Consider the following 17062-nt stretch of genomic DNA (forward strand, 5'->3'; position numbering starts at 1 on the left):
CACCGGCGCCAGCCCGACCACGCACCGGAACCGGCCCGGCGCCCGTGACCGGCTGCGCCCGAACCAGTGCTCCCCGCCCCGGCCCGGACCCCGCACACCCGCCTCAGACCGCCGACGCCCCGCTCGACGGGCGGCGCCCCACCCCTAGGGCGCCCCTCTGCGGAACCACGCTCCCCGTAGGAACGGCTCGCTGTCGTGCCGGAGTTCCCGTCCAGCACGTTCCTCTTCGCGACAGGAGCCGGCGCAGCCACAGCTCGGTGGAGACCAGGTCGGCCAGGCCGTCCAGCGGAAGGGGTTCCCCCTCGGCGGCCGAGCGCAGGGCCTTGCGGACGACACGGGCCTCCACCAGGCCCGCCTGGGCGAGCAGCGGGGTGTCGAAGAGGGCGATCAGGTCGTCCACGGCCACGCGGATGCCGGTGCGGGCGGCGGCCGCGTTCGAGGCGTGGGACGGTGCGCCCCAGCCGGGCGGCAGCTCGGCGACCCCGGCGCCTTCGAGGACGGTGCGCAGGATCGCGGCCCGCGCCCCGGGCCGCACGCGCAGGGCCTCGGGCAGGGCCCGGCAGGCGCGGACGACCTGGTTGTCGAGGAAGGGGGCGTGCAGGCGCTGGAAGCGCACCTCGGCCGCCTGTTCCAGGACGCGCAGGTCCGCCGCGTGCCGGGCGAGGGCCGCCCGCGCCCGGAACTCGCCGGGGCGCTGGCCGGGACCGCCCGGACGCATCGTCGTGTCCTGGAGGCGAACCGATACTTCAGCGAGTGCCTCGCCGGTCAGCCAGCGCGCGGCGGGCCCGGGTCTGGCCCACGCGAGGGCGGCGAGCGACGCCCCCACCGCGCCGCCCGGCTCGTCGAAGCGGCGGTGCAGCAGCCGGTCGGCGAGCGAATCGACGCCCGCGCGGTGCGGCATCCGGGCCAGTTTGCGCGCGGCGCCGTACACGCGCGCGGGGACGAGGACCGAACCGTCGGCCTTCGCCAGGGCCGCCACGGGGCGCACCAGGTGGCGCCGCTTGCGGTCCATCAGGAGGTCGGCGAGGCGCGCCGGGTGGGCGTCGAGGACCTGCCGGGCGCCGTAGCCCGTGAAGTGGTCGGCGCTGCCCGAGGAGAGCCGGGCGCGGTGGCGCTGGGCGGAGACCAGGACGGCGCTCGGCTCGTCCGTGAGGGGGCCCTCCAGGTCCGCGTAGGGCAGGGCGTCCTCACCCGCGGCGACGACCACGTGGTGCAGGCGCGGGTTGGCCGCGATGGCGCCGGCCCGCTCCAGCTCGGCCTCGCGGCCGTCGACGGCAAGGTCGTTGAAGGTGACGGCGAGGAGCCGCTCGCCCGCGCCCGTGCCGTGCCCGAGGACGGTGCCGGGCATCCCGGGCAGACCGGCCGCGAGGAGGGCGAGGGTTCCCGAAGCGGGCCCTCCGGAGAGGTCGGCTCCGATGCCGGGCACCGGCATGCCGCGCGCCGCGCGCCGTTCGGCGGGGCCCATCCCGGGCACCGGGCCGGGGTCGACGTCCGTGCCGGGCACGTGGCGCGGGGCGGTGAGGCGGGCGCGTACCGCCTCGACGAGGGCGTCGCGGACGCCGTCCACCGCGCTGTCGGCGTCCCCCGGGGGCGCCGCCACGGCCAGCGAGGCCACCGGCTCGTACCCGGCGATCTCCCGTGCGCCCGCGCGCAGGATCAGCGCGTGCCCCGGGGGCACGCGCCGCACGCCCTGGTACGGGGTGGAGTCGTGCAGCGCCTCCGGGACGTCGGGGGCCGCGAGCAGCGCCGCGAGGTGGCCGACGTCCAGGTGGGCCTCGACGAGGTCGGCCAGGGGCAGCGCGGCCGTCGCGTAGGCCGTGCCGCCGGACCAGGGGGTGTAGAACACGGGGCGGGCGCCCGCGAGGTCACCGGCGATCATGACGCGGCGGCCGACCTGGACGACCGCCGTGTAACTGCCGGACCAGGCGGTCAGATGGCGCAGGGCGCCGCCGCGCGCGGCGAGCAGGCCGACCCGCAGCTCCTCGTCGGAGGCCCCGCAGGTGCCGAGCACCGCGATGCGCGCCTGCTCACCGGCTGTCACCGTCCGCACCTCGTCGGCGCGCCAGTCGCCGACCGCCCAGAGCGGATCGGGGTCGCCCCACAGGAGCTGGGAGCCCACCGGGTGCACGGTCTCGCCGTGGTCGCCGGTGGCTCCGGCCGAGCCCACGACCGAGGATCTCGCGGTGGTACTGCTCCACCCCACCAACCACCGCATCGCTGCCTCCACAGGCTGTGGACGAACCGTCGGCGAAGCGCCGTCGGGCGCGGCCGACCGGTGCACCGAAGAACTGGGGACCCATGCTGCCACGAAGGAGGCGTGCGGGAAGGGCTACGGGAGCGCTTGCGCGCCAGTGAATGCGCCTCGGGGGAAGGGTGGTTGAAGGAAAGAACCAAGGCGCTTCCCCGCGGGAACGCGTTCGGGGACGCTTCGGGAACGCTTCCCGGGCACCCCGGAACAGCCCGCGGAATCCCCCAGGAGAGGCCGCCGGAGTGACCTGTGGGTGAAATGTCGCTTCTCGCGCACGGGTGCTTTTCGGCCAAATCGGCCTGGGATGAGCCCAGAACGGAACCGTTCGAAGGCAACACACAGCCCGGGAGGCGGTGTTCGCCTCCCGGACCGGTCCGCCGCCCGCGGGGATGGAGGCGGCGGTGTCCCCCAGCCCACTGACTCCAGCGCAGCGGGCCGACCCACGCACCCTCAATGGAAGCGCTCCCGTCATGGCCGGAGAAGAGCGCACACACGGGCGCACGGCCACACAACGGGAGCACGCCGAGGCATGGACGCCCTTCCGTACGGGCAACAATCTCGCCATCCGGAACTGCGCCTCTTAACGCTTGGGATGCGGCGAACTACGCTGTGTGTGCTGATGTTTTCGCGGAGGCATATACCTGGAGGATCGGCCAAACGCTCTTGCGGCCGCTATTCCGGCCACTGCGCGTGGTGGCCCGGGGCGCGACGCCCGGACCGCGGTGTGCGGAGGCTCGGCCGGAGTGCCCGTGGCTCACGTCACGGCGCGCACGGCCAGGGGTGCCACTGCCCCCGGGGGGACCCAGCACGAATGCCGTGCGGTCCAGCCACCGCCCGGCAGCCGTCTGTGTCGAGGGGTGGCGCATGTCCAGGGAGCAACGCGGGCCGAACGAAAAGCTCGGCACCGTTCTCGCCCTCGCGGGAATCAGCAATGCGGGACTCGCCCGCCGGGTCAACGACCTCGGCGCACAGCGCGGGTTGACGCTCCGTTACGACAAGACATCGGTGGCCCGCTGGGTCTCCAAGGGCATGGTGCCCCAGGGCGCCGCGCCCCATCTGATCGCGGCGGCCATCGGACAGAAGCTCGGCCGCCCGGTGCCGCTGCACGAGATCGGCCTCGCCGACGCCGACCCCGCGCCCGAGGTGGGCCTCGCCTTCCCGCGCGACGTGGGGGCCGCGGTGAAGTCCGCCACCGAGCTCTACCGCCTCGACCTCGCGGGCCGCCGCGCGGGCGGCGGCATCTGGCAGTCCCTCGCCGGCTCCTTCGCCGTGAGCGCCTATGCGACGCCCGCCTCGCGCTGGCTGATAACCCCGGCCGACAGCTCCGTCGCCCGTGACGTCTCGCGCGAGGCCTCCCGCGACCTCGCGCACGCAGACGACGGCGCGCCCATGAAGGTCGGCCACAGCGACGTGCTGAAGCTGCGGGAGGCCGCCGAGGACGCGCGCCGCTGGGACTCCAAGTACGGGGGCGGCGACTGGCGTTCCTCGATGGTCCCGGAGTGCCTGCGGGTCGAGGCGGCGCCGCTGCTGCTCGGCTCGTACTCCGACGAGGTCGGCCGCGCCCTCTTCGGGGCGTCCGCCGAGCTGACGCGCCTGGCCGGCTGGATGGCCTTCGACACGGGCCAGCAGGAGGCCGCGCAGCGCTACTACATCCAGGCGCTGCGGCTCGCGCGCGCGGCGGCGGACGTGCCCCTGGGGGGGTACGTATTGGCGTCCATGTCCCTCCAGGCGACGTACCGCGGCTTCGGGGACGAGGGCGTCGACCTCGCGCAGGCCGCGCTCGAGCGCAACAGGGGCCTGGCCACCGCCCGCACCATGAGCTTCTTCCGGCTCGTCGAGGCACGGGCACACGCGCGTGCCAACGACGCGCAGGCGGCGGGGGCGGCGCTGCGGGCCGCCGAGGGATGGCTCGAGCGGGCCAGGGACGGTGACAACGACCCGTCGTGGCTCGGTTTCTACGGATACGACCGGTTCGCGGCGGACGCCGCCGAGTGCTACCGCGACCTGAAGGCGCCGCGACAGGTGCGGCGCTTCACCGAGCAGGCGCTGTCCCGCCCCACCGAGGAGTTCGTGCGCTCGCACGGCTTGCGCCTGGTGGTGTCGGCGGTCGCCGAGCTGGAGTCAGGGAACCTCGACGCGGCGTGCGAGCAGGGGACGCGGGCCCTCGAAGTCGCCGGGCGGATCTCCTCCGCGCGGACGACGGAGTACGTGAAGGACTTGCTGCACCGCCTGGAGCCGTACGGCGACGAGCCGCGGGTGGTGGAGCTCCGCGAGCGGGCGCGGCCGCTGCTTGTGGCTCCGGCGTAGGCGGCGGGCCGCCCGGGCCGTGCCTCCCGACGCCCGGGTGAACGCGCGGATGAGGCCGGGTGAACCGGTACGGATCGGTGGGGAAGGATCCGGCGCCCGAGGTTTGGCGGCGTTGTCAGTGGCGCAGGGCAGTATCTGTGGTGGGAGGTGAGGCGCGGTGAAGAAGGTCGCGTACGACTGCGACGTGCTGGTGATCGGCGGCGGCATCGTCGGTCTTGCGACGGCGTATGCCCTGACGCGCGGCGCTCCCGGGACCCGGGTGACGGTGCTCGAGAAGGAGCCCGGTCCCGCCCGCCACCAGACGGGGCGCAACAGCGGTGTGATCCACAGCGGGATCTACTACCGCCCCGGCTCGCTCAAGGCGAGGTTCGCGGTCCGCGGCGCCGCGGAGATGATCAAGTTCTGCGCGGAGTACGACATCGCGCACGAGGTCACCGGCAAGCTGATCGTCGCCACCGAGCGCGAGGAGCTCCCCCGGCTGCACGCGCTGGTCCAGCGCGGCAGGGAGAACGGCATTCCGGTCCGCGAGCTGGGCCCCGCGCAGATCTCGGAGTACGAGCCGGAGGTCCGCGGCCTGGCCGCGATCCACGTGGGGACGACGGGGATCTGCGACTACGGCGCGGTGGCGGCGCGCCTGGCCGAAGCGTCCGGGGCCGAGATCCGCTACGGGGCGCGGGGCGCCGTCGTCCGCATCGACCGCCGCCCCGACCTCGGCGTCGCGGTCGCCACGGCGGACGGCTCGGTCGTCCGCGGCAAGGTCCTGGTGAACTGCGCGGGGCTGCACTGCGACGCGGTCGCGCGGCTCACCGGGGACGATCCGGGCATGCGGATCGTGCCGTTCCGGGGGGAGTACTTCGACCTGGTCCGGCCCGAGCTGGTGCGCGGCCTCGTCTATCCCGTGCCGGACCCGGCCTTTCCATTCCTCGGCGTCCACCTCACGCGGGGTGTCGGCGGCGGCGTCCACGTGGGGCCGAACGCGGTGCCGGCGCTGGCCCGCGAGGGCTATGACTGGTCGGTCGTCCGGCCCCGCGAGCTCGCCGGGACCATCGGCTGGCCCGGCTCCTGGCACATGGCCCGCCGGCACTGGCGGTACGGGGCGGGGGAGCTGCGGCGCTCCGCGTCGAAGTCGGCGTTCACCTCGGCGGTGCGGAGGCTGCTGCCGGCGGTGCGGGCGGATGATCTGGTGCCGTCCCCTGCGGGGGTGCGGGCGCAGGCGGTGCTGCGGGACGGGACGTTGGTCGACGACTTCCTGATACGGGAGGGGGCGTGCGCGGTGCACGTTCTGAACGCGCCGTCTCCTGCGGCTACGGCTTCCCTCCCTATTGGTAGGGAGGTTGCTCGTAAGGCGTTGGGGGTGTTGCGGGGGGTGGGGGGCGAGTAGGGGGGTGGAGTGTGGGGGCTGCCTCGGTGGGTTCCTGCGGGGCGGACGTGGCTGGTCGCGCAGTTCCCCGCGCCCCTGAATGCGCGTTCCACGCGCCCCTGGGCGGCGATCCGGTGGTCCCATCGTCTTGGCGAGGCGCCCCTCAGCTCGGTGCGCAGTTCCCCGCGCCCCTGATCGGCGATCCGGTGGCCCCACCCCCGTGGCAAAGCCCCACTCAGCTCGGTGCGCAGTTCCCCGCGCCCCCGGGCGGCGATCCGGTGGCCCCACCCCCGTGGCAAAGCCCCACTCAGCTCGGTGCGCAGTTCCCCGCGCACCCGGGTGGCGATCCGGTGGTCCCACCCGCGTGGCGAGTCGTCGTTCTCTTCTGGTCGTAAAATTGGGGCACTGTGTCTGACTCTTCCCACAATCCCGATGCCCCGTCGCCCCGCGCGGTCGCCGCGCCCCGGTTTCCCGGGGGGCCCTCGCCCGATCCTGCCGGGTCGCATCACGAGCGGCGGATCCGTAGCTTCCAGCCCCGGCGCAGCCGGGTGACCGCCAGCCAGGGGGACGCGCTGCGGCGGCTCTGGCCCCAGTGGGGCATGGACATCGACGGGCTGCGCCGGCTCGACCTCGCCGAGTTGTTCGGGGACGACAAGCCCGTCGTCCTGGAGATCGGCTTCGGCATGGGCGAGGCCACCGCCCAGATGGCCGCCGCCGACCCGGACACCGGCATCCTCGCCGTCGACGTGCACACCCCCGGCCAGGGCAACCTCCTCGGCCTCGCCGAGCGCAACGGGCTGAGCAACGTCCGCGTGGCCAACGGCGACGCGATCATCCTGCTCCGCGAGATGCTCGCACCCGAGTCCCTCGACGGGCTGCGCGTCTACTTCCCCGACCCGTGGCCCAAGGCCCGGCACCACAAGCGCCGCCTGATCCAGCCGGAGTTCCTGACGCTGGCCGCGCCCTCCCTCAAGCCCGGCGCGCTGCTGCACTGCGCGACCGACTGGGAGCCGTACGCCGAGCAGATGCTGGAGGTGCTCACCGCGCACCCCGACTTCGAGAACACCCAGGCGGACGGCGGGTACGCCCCGCGCCCGGACTTCCGCCCCCTCACCCGCTTCGAGGGCCAGGGCCTCGGCAAGGGGCACGTCGTCCAGGATCTGCTGTTCCGCCGAGTCGCCCCTCCCCAGGGCTGAGGCACCGTCGCGGCCCGTCCCGTCCCTCGTTAGGGTCAACGACGTGGCCACCAGTTCTCCGTATCCGATACCCCCCGAGGCGCCCGCCCCGGGGGCACTGCGCCGCGTCCGCTGGTGGCAGCGGCGCGCGATACGCGGGGCCGCGCTCGTCACGCTGCTCGCCCTCTCCGGCCTGGTGATCCTCGCCCTGGTCAGGGAGCAGACCGGCACCGAGGGCTTCCTGGTCGGGCTCGGCCTCGCGGTCGTGCCCGTGCCGCTGCTCGTCGCCGCGTTCCGCTGGCTGGACCGCGTACAGCCGGGGCCCTGGCGCAACCTCCTCTTCTCCTTCGCCTGGGGCGCCTGCGCGGCCGCCCTCATCGCGATCGTCGCGAACAGCTTCGCGATCCGCTGGATAGCCACCGCCACCGCCGACCCCACCAGCGCGGACAACCTCGGCGCGACCGTGATCGCCCCGATCGTCGAGGAGAGCGCGAAGGCGGCGGCCGTCCTGCTCGTCTTCCTCTTCCGCAGACGCGACTTCACGGGGATCGTCGACGGCGTCGTCATAGCGGGGGTGACCGCGACGGGGTTCGCGTTCACCGAGAACATCCTCTATCTGGGCAACGCCTTCGTCACCGACCAGCTCAGCCGCGAGAGCGGCCTCGCCTCGGTGACGGCGGCGACGTTCTTCGTGCGCGTCGTCATGTCACCGTTCGCGCATCCGCTCTTCACCGTCCTGACCGGCATCGGCTTCGGCCTCGCCGCGTTCGCCGCCGACCGCCAGCGGCTGCGGCGCCTGCTCCTTCCGCTCGCCGGACTGCTGCTCGCGATGGGCATGCACGCGCTGTGGAACGGCTCGGCGGTCTTCGGACAGTTCGGCTTCTTCACCGTGTACGCGGCGTTCATGCTCCCGGTGTTCGGCCTGCTCACCTGGCTGGCCGTCTGGACCCGGCAGCGCGAGCTGCGCACGATCCGCGCGGAGCTGCCCGTGTACGCGGCGGCCGGCTGGCTGACGCCGCCCGAGCCGTACGCGCTGGGCTCGATGCGCGCCCGCTCGCTGGCCCGCGACTACGCCTCGTACACCTGGGGCAAGGCTGCGGCCCGCACGGTCGCCGAGTACCAGGTGTACGCGACGTCCCTCGCGCTCCTGCGCCACCGGGGCCGCCGCGGCCGGGCCGGCGCGGACTTCGTCGTACGCGAGCGGGAGCTGCTCGAAAGGCTGTGGGAGCGCCGCGAACCGGCCCGCCCCGCCCTCGCGTACGCGGCGCGGGCGACGGCGCCGGTCATGCTCCCCGTGCCGTACGCGGGGTACGGGCACCCCCCGTACGGGTACCCGCAGCCCCGCCCCGTCTACCCGCAGCCCCATCCCGCGTACGGCTACCCGACGACGTACGACAACCCCTATCGCACCTGACGGAAGGCCCTGGGGCCCGCCCCTATGCCGAGGCCGCCGTCAGGCGTGCGAGCTCCGGCTGCGTCAGTTCCAGGTCCGCCACCGCGAGCAGCGCGGGCAGCTGCTCGACCGTGCGCGCGGAGGCGATCGGCGCGGCGACGGTGGGCTGCGCCGCCAGCCAGGCGAGTGCCACGGTCGCGACCTCCGCGCCGCGTTCGGCGGCGATCCCGTCGAGCGCGGCGAGGACGCGGTCGCCGCGCTCGCTGCCCACGTACGACTCGACCCGGCCGCTGCGGGCGCTGCTCACCTGCGTGCCGGGGCGGTACTTGCCGGTCAGGAAGCCGGACGCGAGCGCGTAATAGGGGACGGCCGCGAGGCCGGAGCGCGAGGCGACGCCCTGGAGCGGGCCCTCGTAGGTGTCGCGGGAGACGAGGTTGTAGTGCGGCTGCAGCGCGACGTAGCGCGCGAGGCCCTCGCGGTCGGAGAGGTCGAGGGACTCCTGGAGCCGCTCGGGCGTGATGTTGGAGGCGGCGATGGCGCGCACCTTGCCGTCCCGCACCAGCTCGTCGAGCGCGCCGATGATCTCCTCGACGGGGACGGAGGGGTCGTCGTAGTGCGTGTAGTAGAGGTCGATGTAGTCGGTGCCGAGGCGGCGCAGGGACTGCTCGGCGGCGCCCTTGATCGTGGCCGGGGAGAGGCCCTTGTACGCGGGGTGCGCGCCGACCTTCGTGGCGAGGACGACATCGGAGCGGTTGCGGCGCTCGGCGAGCCAGGCGCCGATGAGGGTCTCGGACTCGCCGCCCTCGTTGCCGTCCACCCAGGCCGAGTACGCGTCGGCGGTGTCGATGAAGTTGCCGCCCGCGGCGGTGTAGGCGTCGAGGACGGCGAAGGACGCGGTGCGGTCGGCGGTCCAGCCGAAGACGTTGCCACCCAGGGAGAGCGGGAAGACCTCGAGGTCGGAAGAGCCGAGCCGGCGTAGAGAAGTCATGTAGTCCGGAACGTCCGCGGCGGAAACGGAATTCCGTCGCGCCGGGACGGGACCGGCGGCCCTGGCGTCGGGGGGGGGTTGGCGCCAGGGCCGCCGGAGTGGAGGGGCCCCTTCAGGGGGTGGTGGCGGGGTTTCTCAGGGGTTGAGGCCCTTGCCCTGCAGCCAGCCGAGCGGGTCGATGCCGGTGCCGTCGGGGGTGTGGACCTCCATGTGGAGGTGCGGCCCGGTGACGTTGCCGGTCGCGCCGACGCGGCCGATGACCTCGCCCGTGGTGACCTTCTGCCCGGCGCTGACATTGAGGGAGGACTGGTGGCAGTACCAGATCTCCGTGCCGTCCTCGAGTTCGAGCACGGTGCGGTAGCCGTACGCGCCCGCCCAGCCGGCCTCCTTGACGGTGCCGGTGTGCACGGCCTTCAGCGGGGTACCCGTGGGAGCGGCGAAGTCCAGACCGGTGTGGTGGCCGGAGGACCACATGGCACCGGCGTCACCGAAGTGCGAGGTGAGGGTGTACGAGGAGGTGGGGATGGCGTAGCTCTTGGCGAGCTTGGCCAGGCGCTCGGCCTCTGCCTTGGCCTTGCGGGCCTCCTCCGCCTTCTTCTTCTTGGCGGCGGCCTTGGCCTTCGCGTCCTTCTGGGCCGCCTGCTGCTGGGCGGCGGCCTCTTCGGCGGCCTTCTTGACGGCCGCGTCCTCGGCCGCGGTCCGTACGGCGGTGTCCGCCTGGTCCTGCTGGTTCTCGGCCTGCTGCATGATGCGGGCGCGCAGCGCCTCGCCCGCGTCGGTGGTGCCCTGCTCGGCGTCGGCGGTGCTGACGCCGGCCGCGGTGAGCGGGGCCGCCGCGGCGGCGGTCGCCGTGGTGTCCGACGCGTCGTCGGAGATCAGCGAGCCGACGCCGGGCAGCGACGTGGCCTCCGGCAGCGAGTCCGCGACGGTGTCCATGCCCGGCAGGTCGGGCAGGGAGATGGAGACCGGCGGCTTGCCGTCCTGCGCGGTGGCGATGCCGCCCGCGCCGACGGCGGCGATGACGCCCACGCCGAGGACGGTGGAGCTGCGGGCGAGCCCGCCGCCGCCCTTCTTGTGCACACGGTGCCTGCCGCGGACGGGACGGATGGAATCCTCGGTGGGGTTCCACTCCTCGAAGGAGTCGTCGTACGGACCGAAGTCATCGTCATTCGGTATGTACACGGCTTGGGGGGCAGGCCGGTTGGACGCCACTGGGGCGCACTCCTTTCCTTCCTTCTCGCCTACCGGGTTAGCTGACGGGTTCGGAGCAGGAAGGTCTCCTACGGACAGCCGGCGCCGGTGCACGAATGCACGGTGCGCAGCTGCCTGATTCACCCCAAGTTGGTGGTTCCCCGGCTCCCTTGCGGGATTAGGCGCGTGCGCGCGGAGCCGCCTCTAGTGACGGCTGGGACGACCGCGCTGCGTTATCGAACGTTAATAGACAGCGGGTCCGTATTCCAAGCCGTTCCGGTTGATCGTTAACGCGGACCGGGTGTACGTACCGGGACACGGGGGTTCGGAACGGGGCGAGTTGACGCCCTCTCATCCCACCGTGGCGCGCACCGGAGCTTCACATTCCCTTGACAGTACGTCAGTTGTCATGCGGAGCGACGTCCATCAGTCACCGGCCGTGATGTCCGGATCCCCGGCGACGGGCCGCCGCACCGCGAGCAGCGCCATGTCGTCGGTCATCCGCCCCCCGGTGTGCCGCCGCACCTCCTCCGCGAGCGCGGCGAGCAGCGCGCGCGGGCCGCCGCGGCCCGGGAAGATGCGGCCGCCGAGCCGGGTCGCGGGATCGTAGAACTCCCCCGCCGGATCGCGCGCCTCCGACAGGCCGTCCGTGTAGAAGAGCAGCATCGCGCCGGGCGGGAACTCCGACTCGTCCGCCCGGTCCGGCCAGGCCCCCAGCTCGCCCATGCCGAGCGGCAGCGCGGGCTCGCTCGCCGACAGGACGCACAGCCGGCCGTCCCCGCGCAGCAGCAGCGGCGACGGGTGCCCCCGGTTGATCAGCCGTACGGCGCCGTCGGCGTGGTGGATCTCGGCGAGTACGGCGGTGGTGAACCCCTCGAACTGGTCGAGCCCGTCGCGGCGGGTGCCCTCGCGCGCGAGCGCCCGCTCCAGGCGCTGCGCCACCGCCTCCAGCGTCGTCTCCTGCTCGGCGGCCTCCCGGAAGGCGCCGATGACGACGGCGACCGCCGCGACCGCGCCCATGCCCTTGCCCCGGACGTCGCCGACGATGAGCCGCACGCCGTGCGGGGTGTCCTGCACCGCGTACAGGTCGCCCCCGATGAACGCGTCGGCCTGCGCGGCCTCGTACCGCGCCGCGATGTCGAGCCCGCCGATCCGCGGATCGGGTTCGGGCAGCACGGCGCGCTGGGTGGTCTCGGCGATGGAGCGGGCGTTGGCGAGCCGGTCGTTGCCGCGGCGCACGACGCGGTTGATGACGATCGCGAGGGCCGCGACGGTGACCACGGTGAGCACCTCGGTGACGGCCTCGACGTGGCTGCTCACCGGGTTGCCGAAGTGCAGGAAGAGGACGGCGGCCGTGGCGGCGGCGCCGGTCAGGACCGTGCTGAGCTGCGAGTAGAAGGGGGCGGCGATCAGCGGGGCGGCCGTGTAGAGGGGGGCCGCGGTGAATTCCGGCGGGGTCGCCACGTCGTAGACGACGCCGACGATCAGGAGCAGCAGGGGCAGGGACCGGACGAACGTCCGCTCGTGCGCGCTGGCACCCCTGTCCCCGGAACCCGCTCGCTGCCCCACCGCTTGTCTCCCGCCGACTCCGCGCCCATCACCGCGCTCCACTCAGGGTTCCCCCGACGGGGAGCGGGTGCGAGCTGGTGCGGTCCGACCGGGTTACGAGAAGAGGGGTACGAATGGGGCGTACGGGAAACGCCCGTACGGGAAGCGCACGTACGGGAAAACACCTAGGGCCCGGAACCAATTGCTTGGTTCCGGGCCCTAGGCCTTGAGTAGCGGGGACAGGATTTGAACCTGCGACCTCTGGGTTATGAGCCCAGCGAGCTACCGAGCTGCTCCACCCCGCGCCGTTGAATGCAACTCTACGCCATGGGGAGGGGTGCGTCGAACCACTTCAGGCGTTGCCCGCGTGCGTGAGCGTCTCCCAGGCCACGAAGAGGCCGTCCGTCCCCTCCGGCCGCCCCCGCTCCGTGTACCTCTCGGTCTCCGGCATCTCCCGGTGCAGCCGCCCCCGCAGGTGGTTCAGGCCGACCTCCGTGTCGGGTCCCATGTCGCGCTGCACCCTGCCGCCGCACAGCCAGCCCGGCACCGGAGCGCCCAGCTGGTACTTGGAGTGGAACTCGAAGGCGGCCCGCAGCCGGTCCTCGGCCTCCCCGTACAGGTCGACGCCCTGGTGCCACGCCGTCTCCGCCATGTGGGAGGCGGCGGCGAGGGAGTAGCTGGCGTGTTTGAAGTTGCGGCAGGTCTCCTGGGAGAGCCCGTCGGCGAAGGTGCCCTGCCCGAACCAGTACCTCTTCAGCTCGGCCGCGGTGTCGATGCCGCTGCCCTCCGGCGAGACCGGCAGCTTGCCGTCCGACTCCAGGTAGAAGTAGGCGGGCACGCGGGTTCGGAAGTGGTGCACGGACTTCTCGAACGTGGCGTGGTCGTCGAGGAAGACGGCCATCGCCATGGTGGCGTCGGCCATCACCAGGTCCCAGTTTCCGTTGAAGTCGGCGGAGCCGTTCTCGACCTGCGGCAGGTAGGCGTTGCGGAGCATCCGCTCGAAGCGCAGCAGCGAGCCGTCGTTCCAGCCGTCGTAGCTGTAGCGCACCGCCTCGGCGGCACGGGCCCAGGAGGAGGCGGCCCAGGCGGTCTGGAGCCCGGCGTTGGCCTCGGTGTGCCTGGTGATCACCTTCGCCCAGGCGTCCATGATCTGCACGGCCTTCTCGGCGTGCGCGCGCTCACCGGTGATGTTCCAGAGCAGCGCCTGGGTGTACGCGGCCAGGGCGTCCTGGCGCTCCTCGACGCACCCCTTGCCGGGGCGGGTGTCGGGCGGGCACTCCACGACGGGGTACGGGGTGGCCCGGTAGCCGTCCGCCGCGTACTTGCTGCCCCGCATCTGCTCGTACGCCTTCAGCCAGGGCTGCTCCCGCGCCCGGACGTGCGCCCGGACCCGGTCGAGCTGCTCCTTGCTGACCAGCACGCCGGGGTGCTTGAACGCCAGGTCGAGGGGGCGGGCCGCGGCGGTACGGGTGTCCGACCCGCCCTCGCCGCCACCGCAGGCCGCGGCGAGGGCGACGAGGAGGGGCAAGAGGAGGAGTACGAGGACGCGCTGTCCGCGCGGGCCGCGCCGCCCTCTGCCGCGTACGGCTGCTGCCATGCTGCACCTCCGGTTCGGGCCCACTGCCCCGGCAGTTCAGCGTGGCCCGGGGCGCGGGCGGGCGCACCGCCGGGCTGCTCCGTTCGGGCGGTGCGCGGCAGGGGTGGGGTGCGCGGCAGGGGTGGGGTGCGGGCCGGGTGGGGCGCGGGCCGGGTGGGGCGCGGGCCGGGTGGGGCGCGGGCCGGGGCGGGTGGCGTACGCCCCGTGCGCCCCGTGCACCCCGTGCACCTCAGATGACCGGCGGGCGGCCGAGGCGCGTCAGCTTCCACACCGTGCGCCAGCGCATCGGCCTGCGCTCGCCGCACGGCGTCCGCAGCCCTTCGACGAAGCCGCCGGCCCAGGCGCGCAGGCCCGGCAGCGAGCGGGTGCGGGCGAGGGTGAGGAGGGTCCAGATGCCCAGGTGGACGGGGATCAGCGGGAGCGGGAGGCCGCGGCGGACCAGCCAGACGCGGTTGCGGGCGGTGTTGCGGTAGTAGACGGCGTGCCGGGCCGGGGAGGTCTTGGGGTGCTGGAGCAGCAGGGCGGGCTCGTAGAGGATCTGCCAGCCGTCGTCGATGGCCCGCCAGGCCAGGTCGGTCTCCTCGTGCCCGAAGAAGAACTGGGCGGGCCAGGTCCCGGTCCGCGCGAGCATGGGCATGGAGAGGGCGTGCCCGCCGCCGAGGAAGGCGGTGACCGGGCCGCGGCGCATCGGGTCGGTGGCGCGCAGGCGTGGGATGTGGCGGCGCTGGGTCTCGCCCGTCTCGTCGGCGATGCGGAAGCCGACGATGCCCAGGTGCGGGTCGGCGGCGAACAGGTCACGGATCCTGCGGAAGACGTCGTCGGCGACGAGCAGCCCGTCGTCGTCGAGCTCGATGACGACGTCCACGTCGCCGAAGTCCGCGAGGCGCTCGATGGCCACGTTGCGGCCACCCGGGCAGCCGAGGTTCTCGTCCAGCTCGACGGCGGTCACCTTGCCGGGCAGGGGCGGGAGTTCTGGGAGGGGCGAGCCGTTGCCGACGACGACGACGCGGTCGGCGGGCACGTCCTGCATGGCAACGGACGCGAGCAGCGCGTCGAGCTCCCGGGGACGGTTGCCCATCGTGATGACGGCAACGCCCAGACGCGGCAGCGGTGGCTGAGGCACGGTGGTCCCTTCGGGGGGGGGGTGGGTGCGGGTGTGGGTATGGGGTCCGGGCTCCGGGGGCCGGGCTCCAGGGGGGCCGGGGGCCGGGGTGCGGGGTGCGAGGTGCGGCGGGAGTCGGCCAGTCAACACCACGGCGCCCCGCGGGGCCGAAGCCGGGCGGGGCGCTGTGGGGGGCGGCGTATGGGGTTGTTGCGGGGGCGGGGCGGAGGGCGGTGGGGGCGGGCTCGCGAGCCAGGCCCGGAGGCCGGACTCGGGGGCCGTGCCCGGAGGGCTGGCCCCCCGGGGGGGAGCCGGGCTCGGGAGCCGGGCTCGGGAGCCAGGCCCCAGCCCCCGCCGGGACTCAGGCCGCCGGGACCCAGGCCGCCGGACTCAGGCCACCGGACTCAACTCGCCGCTGTGGGCAGCCTCGTCGGCGACAGGAGTCTGCTCGTCCGCGGCGGCCTGCCCCACCACTGGAACCTGCCCCACTCCCGAAACCTGCCCCTCCACAGGAACCTGCCCCTCCCCCGAAACCCGCCCCTCCGCGGGAGCCTCCCCGTCCCGGATGAGGACGAGGGCGAGGACGGCGGCGGCCAGGACGCCCGCGGCGCCTGCCCAGAAGCTGGCGGACATCGCCTCGGTGAAGGCCTCACGGGCAGCCGTGGCGAGGGCGCCGTCGCCGGTGGCGGCCGCCCGGGCGAGCGCGTCCTGCACCGAGTGGCCGGCCCCCGCCGGGGCGTCGGCGGGCAGGGAGTCGGCGTACGTGCTGGAGAGGACCGTGCCGAGGACGGCGACGCCGAGGGCCGCGCCCGCCTGCTGGACGGTGTCGTTGAGGGCGGAACCGACCCCGGCGTGCTCGGCGGGCACGGCGATCATCAGCGCGGCGGTCGCGGCGGGCATCGCGAGGCCGCCGCCGATGCCGATCAGCACCATGGCCGCGGCGAGCATCCCGAACCCGGCGTCCGAGGGGAGGGAGGCGAGGGCGCCGAAGCCCGCGGCGATGACGGCGAGACCCGCGGCGGTCATGGGGCGGTTGCCGATCTTGTTGCCGAGGGTGGCGCCGACGCCGTTGAAGAGGAGGGTGGCGACGGCCATCGGTGCGAAGGCGATGCCGGTCTTCGCGGGCGAGTAGCCGAGGACGAACTGCAGGTACTGGGTGAGCACCAGCATCAGGCCGCCGTTGGCGAAGGTCAGCAGGACGAGGGAGAAGCTGGCGCCGCTGAAGACGCGGTCGCGGAAGAGCGAGAGCGGGACCATCGGCGCGTCGGTGCGGGTCTCCCAGATCCCGAAGGCGACGAGTGCGACGACCGCGACGCCGAGCGAGAGCTGCGTACCCGTGTCGGCAAGGCCGGTCTTGGCGGACTCGATGATCGTCCAGACGAGCGCGGTCATGCCGGTCATCGAAAGGACCATGCCGAGCGGGTCGGCCTTGCGGGCGGGCCCCTTGGACTCGGGCATCAGGACGAGGGCGGCGACGACGGCGAGCCCGGCGATCGGAACGTTCATCAGGAAGACCGCGCCCCACCAGAAGTGGGCGATCAGGACGCCACCGAGCACGGGCCCGCCGACCAGGCCGACCACGGCCACCGCGCTCCAGGCGCCGATCGCCTTGCGGCGCTCCTCGTCGTCGAAGACGGTGATGAGGATCGACAGGGTGCTCGGCATGATCAGGGCACCGCCGACGCCCATCAACACCCGGCCCGCGATGAGCTGTTCGGGATTCCGGGCGACGGTGGCCAGGAGGGACGCCGCACCGAAGAGGGCGAGCCCCACGATCATCACGCGCCGCCGTCCGAACCGGTCGGAGAGGCTGCCCGCGGTGAGGAGCAGTCCGGCGAAGACGAGGATGTACGACTCGATGATCCACTGGATGTCCTGGGCGTCCGCGCCCAGATCCGCGGCGATGGGCGGGACCGAGACGGTCAGGACCATGTTGTCGACGACCAGGACGAGCGTGCTCAGGCAGAGCACGATCAGGATGAGCCAGCGGCGCGGATCGCGGCGTACTTCCATCGTGGGACCCCCAGGACATAGGCGGCACGCCCGTTGAGTACGGCGTGCTCTCGTTGCGCACACCGTACGCACTGCGCACAGTGTGCGCAACAGGCGTACGACGTACGACGCCGCTAACTCCACTTGACTCGGGGTGGTTT

Annotated in this window: 11 protein-coding genes, 1 tRNA gene and 1 riboswitch; of the genes, 4 read left to right on the forward strand and 8 right to left on the reverse strand. The window is 73.6% G+C overall.

From position 1 onward, the window contains the following. Positions 1 to 103: 103 nt before the first annotated feature. Positions 104 to 2215 carry an asparagine synthase-related protein gene (locus ACZ69I_RS21000; protein ID WP_467682884.1) on the reverse strand — a complete coding sequence of 704 codons (2112 nt, stop codon included), beginning with the start codon at positions 2213 to 2215 and terminating at the stop codon, positions 104 to 106. Positions 2216 to 3112: 897 nt separating this feature from the next. On the opposite strand from ACZ69I_RS21000, the gene ACZ69I_RS21005 reads away from it, so the two are divergent. The 4 genes from ACZ69I_RS21005 to ACZ69I_RS21020 all read left to right on the forward strand — a co-directional run bounded on the left by ACZ69I_RS21005 (position 3113) and on the right by ACZ69I_RS21020 (position 8504). After that, positions 3113 to 4555, forward strand: coding sequence for an MFS transporter (locus ACZ69I_RS21005; RefSeq protein WP_467682883.1), 1443 nt, complete (start codon positions 3113 to 3115; stop codon positions 4553 to 4555). A 157-nt stretch (positions 4556 to 4712) separates the two neighbouring features. Then, positions 4713 to 5936: an L-2-hydroxyglutarate oxidase gene (lhgO, locus tag ACZ69I_RS21010; RefSeq protein ID WP_467682882.1), complete on the forward strand. Its 1224-nt coding sequence runs from the start codon at positions 4713 to 4715 to the stop codon at positions 5934 to 5936. A gap of 386 nt (positions 5937 to 6322) precedes the next feature. Then, positions 6323 to 7111, forward strand: coding sequence for a tRNA (guanosine(46)-N7)-methyltransferase TrmB (gene trmB / locus ACZ69I_RS21015; RefSeq protein WP_467682881.1), 789 nt, complete (start codon positions 6323 to 6325; stop codon positions 7109 to 7111). A 43-nt stretch (positions 7112 to 7154) separates the two neighbouring features. After that, positions 7155 to 8504 (forward strand): PrsW family intramembrane metalloprotease, encoded by a 1350-nt coding sequence (locus ACZ69I_RS21020; protein WP_470833875.1) that lies wholly within the window; start codon positions 7155 to 7157, stop codon positions 8502 to 8504. A 22-nt stretch (positions 8505 to 8526) separates the two neighbouring features. Here ACZ69I_RS21020 and ACZ69I_RS21025 read toward each other — a convergent pair whose 3' ends face one another. From ACZ69I_RS21025 to ACZ69I_RS21055, 7 genes are all read right to left on the reverse strand, one after another. After that, a complete protein-coding gene (locus tag ACZ69I_RS21025; protein WP_470833877.1) occupies positions 8527 to 9471 on the reverse strand; it encodes an aldo/keto reductase in 945 nt (314 codons plus the stop codon). Between the two features lie 135 nt (positions 9472 to 9606). Further along, positions 9607 to 10683, reverse strand: coding sequence for a M23 family metallopeptidase (locus tag ACZ69I_RS21030; protein WP_467682878.1), 1077 nt, complete (start codon positions 10681 to 10683; stop codon positions 9607 to 9609). 11 nt (positions 10684 to 10694) lie between these two features. After that, positions 10695 to 10857: riboswitch (cyclic di-AMP (ydaO/yuaA leader) on the reverse strand. 231 nt (positions 10858 to 11088) lie between these two features. Continuing rightward, positions 11089 to 12231, reverse strand: coding sequence for a PP2C family protein-serine/threonine phosphatase (locus ACZ69I_RS21035; protein WP_470833878.1), 1143 nt, complete (start codon positions 12229 to 12231; stop codon positions 11089 to 11091). Between the two features lie 210 nt (positions 12232 to 12441). After that, a tRNA-Met gene (locus ACZ69I_RS21040) sits at positions 12442 to 12515 on the reverse strand. Between the two features lie 47 nt (positions 12516 to 12562). Further along, a complete protein-coding gene (locus ACZ69I_RS21045; RefSeq protein ID WP_470833880.1) occupies positions 12563 to 13807 on the reverse strand; it encodes an alginate lyase family protein in 1245 nt (414 codons plus the stop codon). Between the two features lie 229 nt (positions 13808 to 14036). After that, positions 14037 to 14885, reverse strand: a complete 849-nt coding sequence (locus ACZ69I_RS21050; protein ID WP_470834161.1) for a glycosyltransferase family 2 protein — start codon at positions 14883 to 14885, stop codon at positions 14037 to 14039. 414 nt (positions 14886 to 15299) lie between these two features. Beyond that, positions 15300 to 16922, reverse strand: coding sequence for an MFS transporter (locus ACZ69I_RS21055; RefSeq protein WP_470833881.1), 1623 nt, complete (start codon positions 16920 to 16922; stop codon positions 15300 to 15302). Positions 16923 to 17062 lie beyond the last annotated feature (140 nt).

This window comes from Streptomyces sp. NPDC036815, assembly GCF_055609205.1.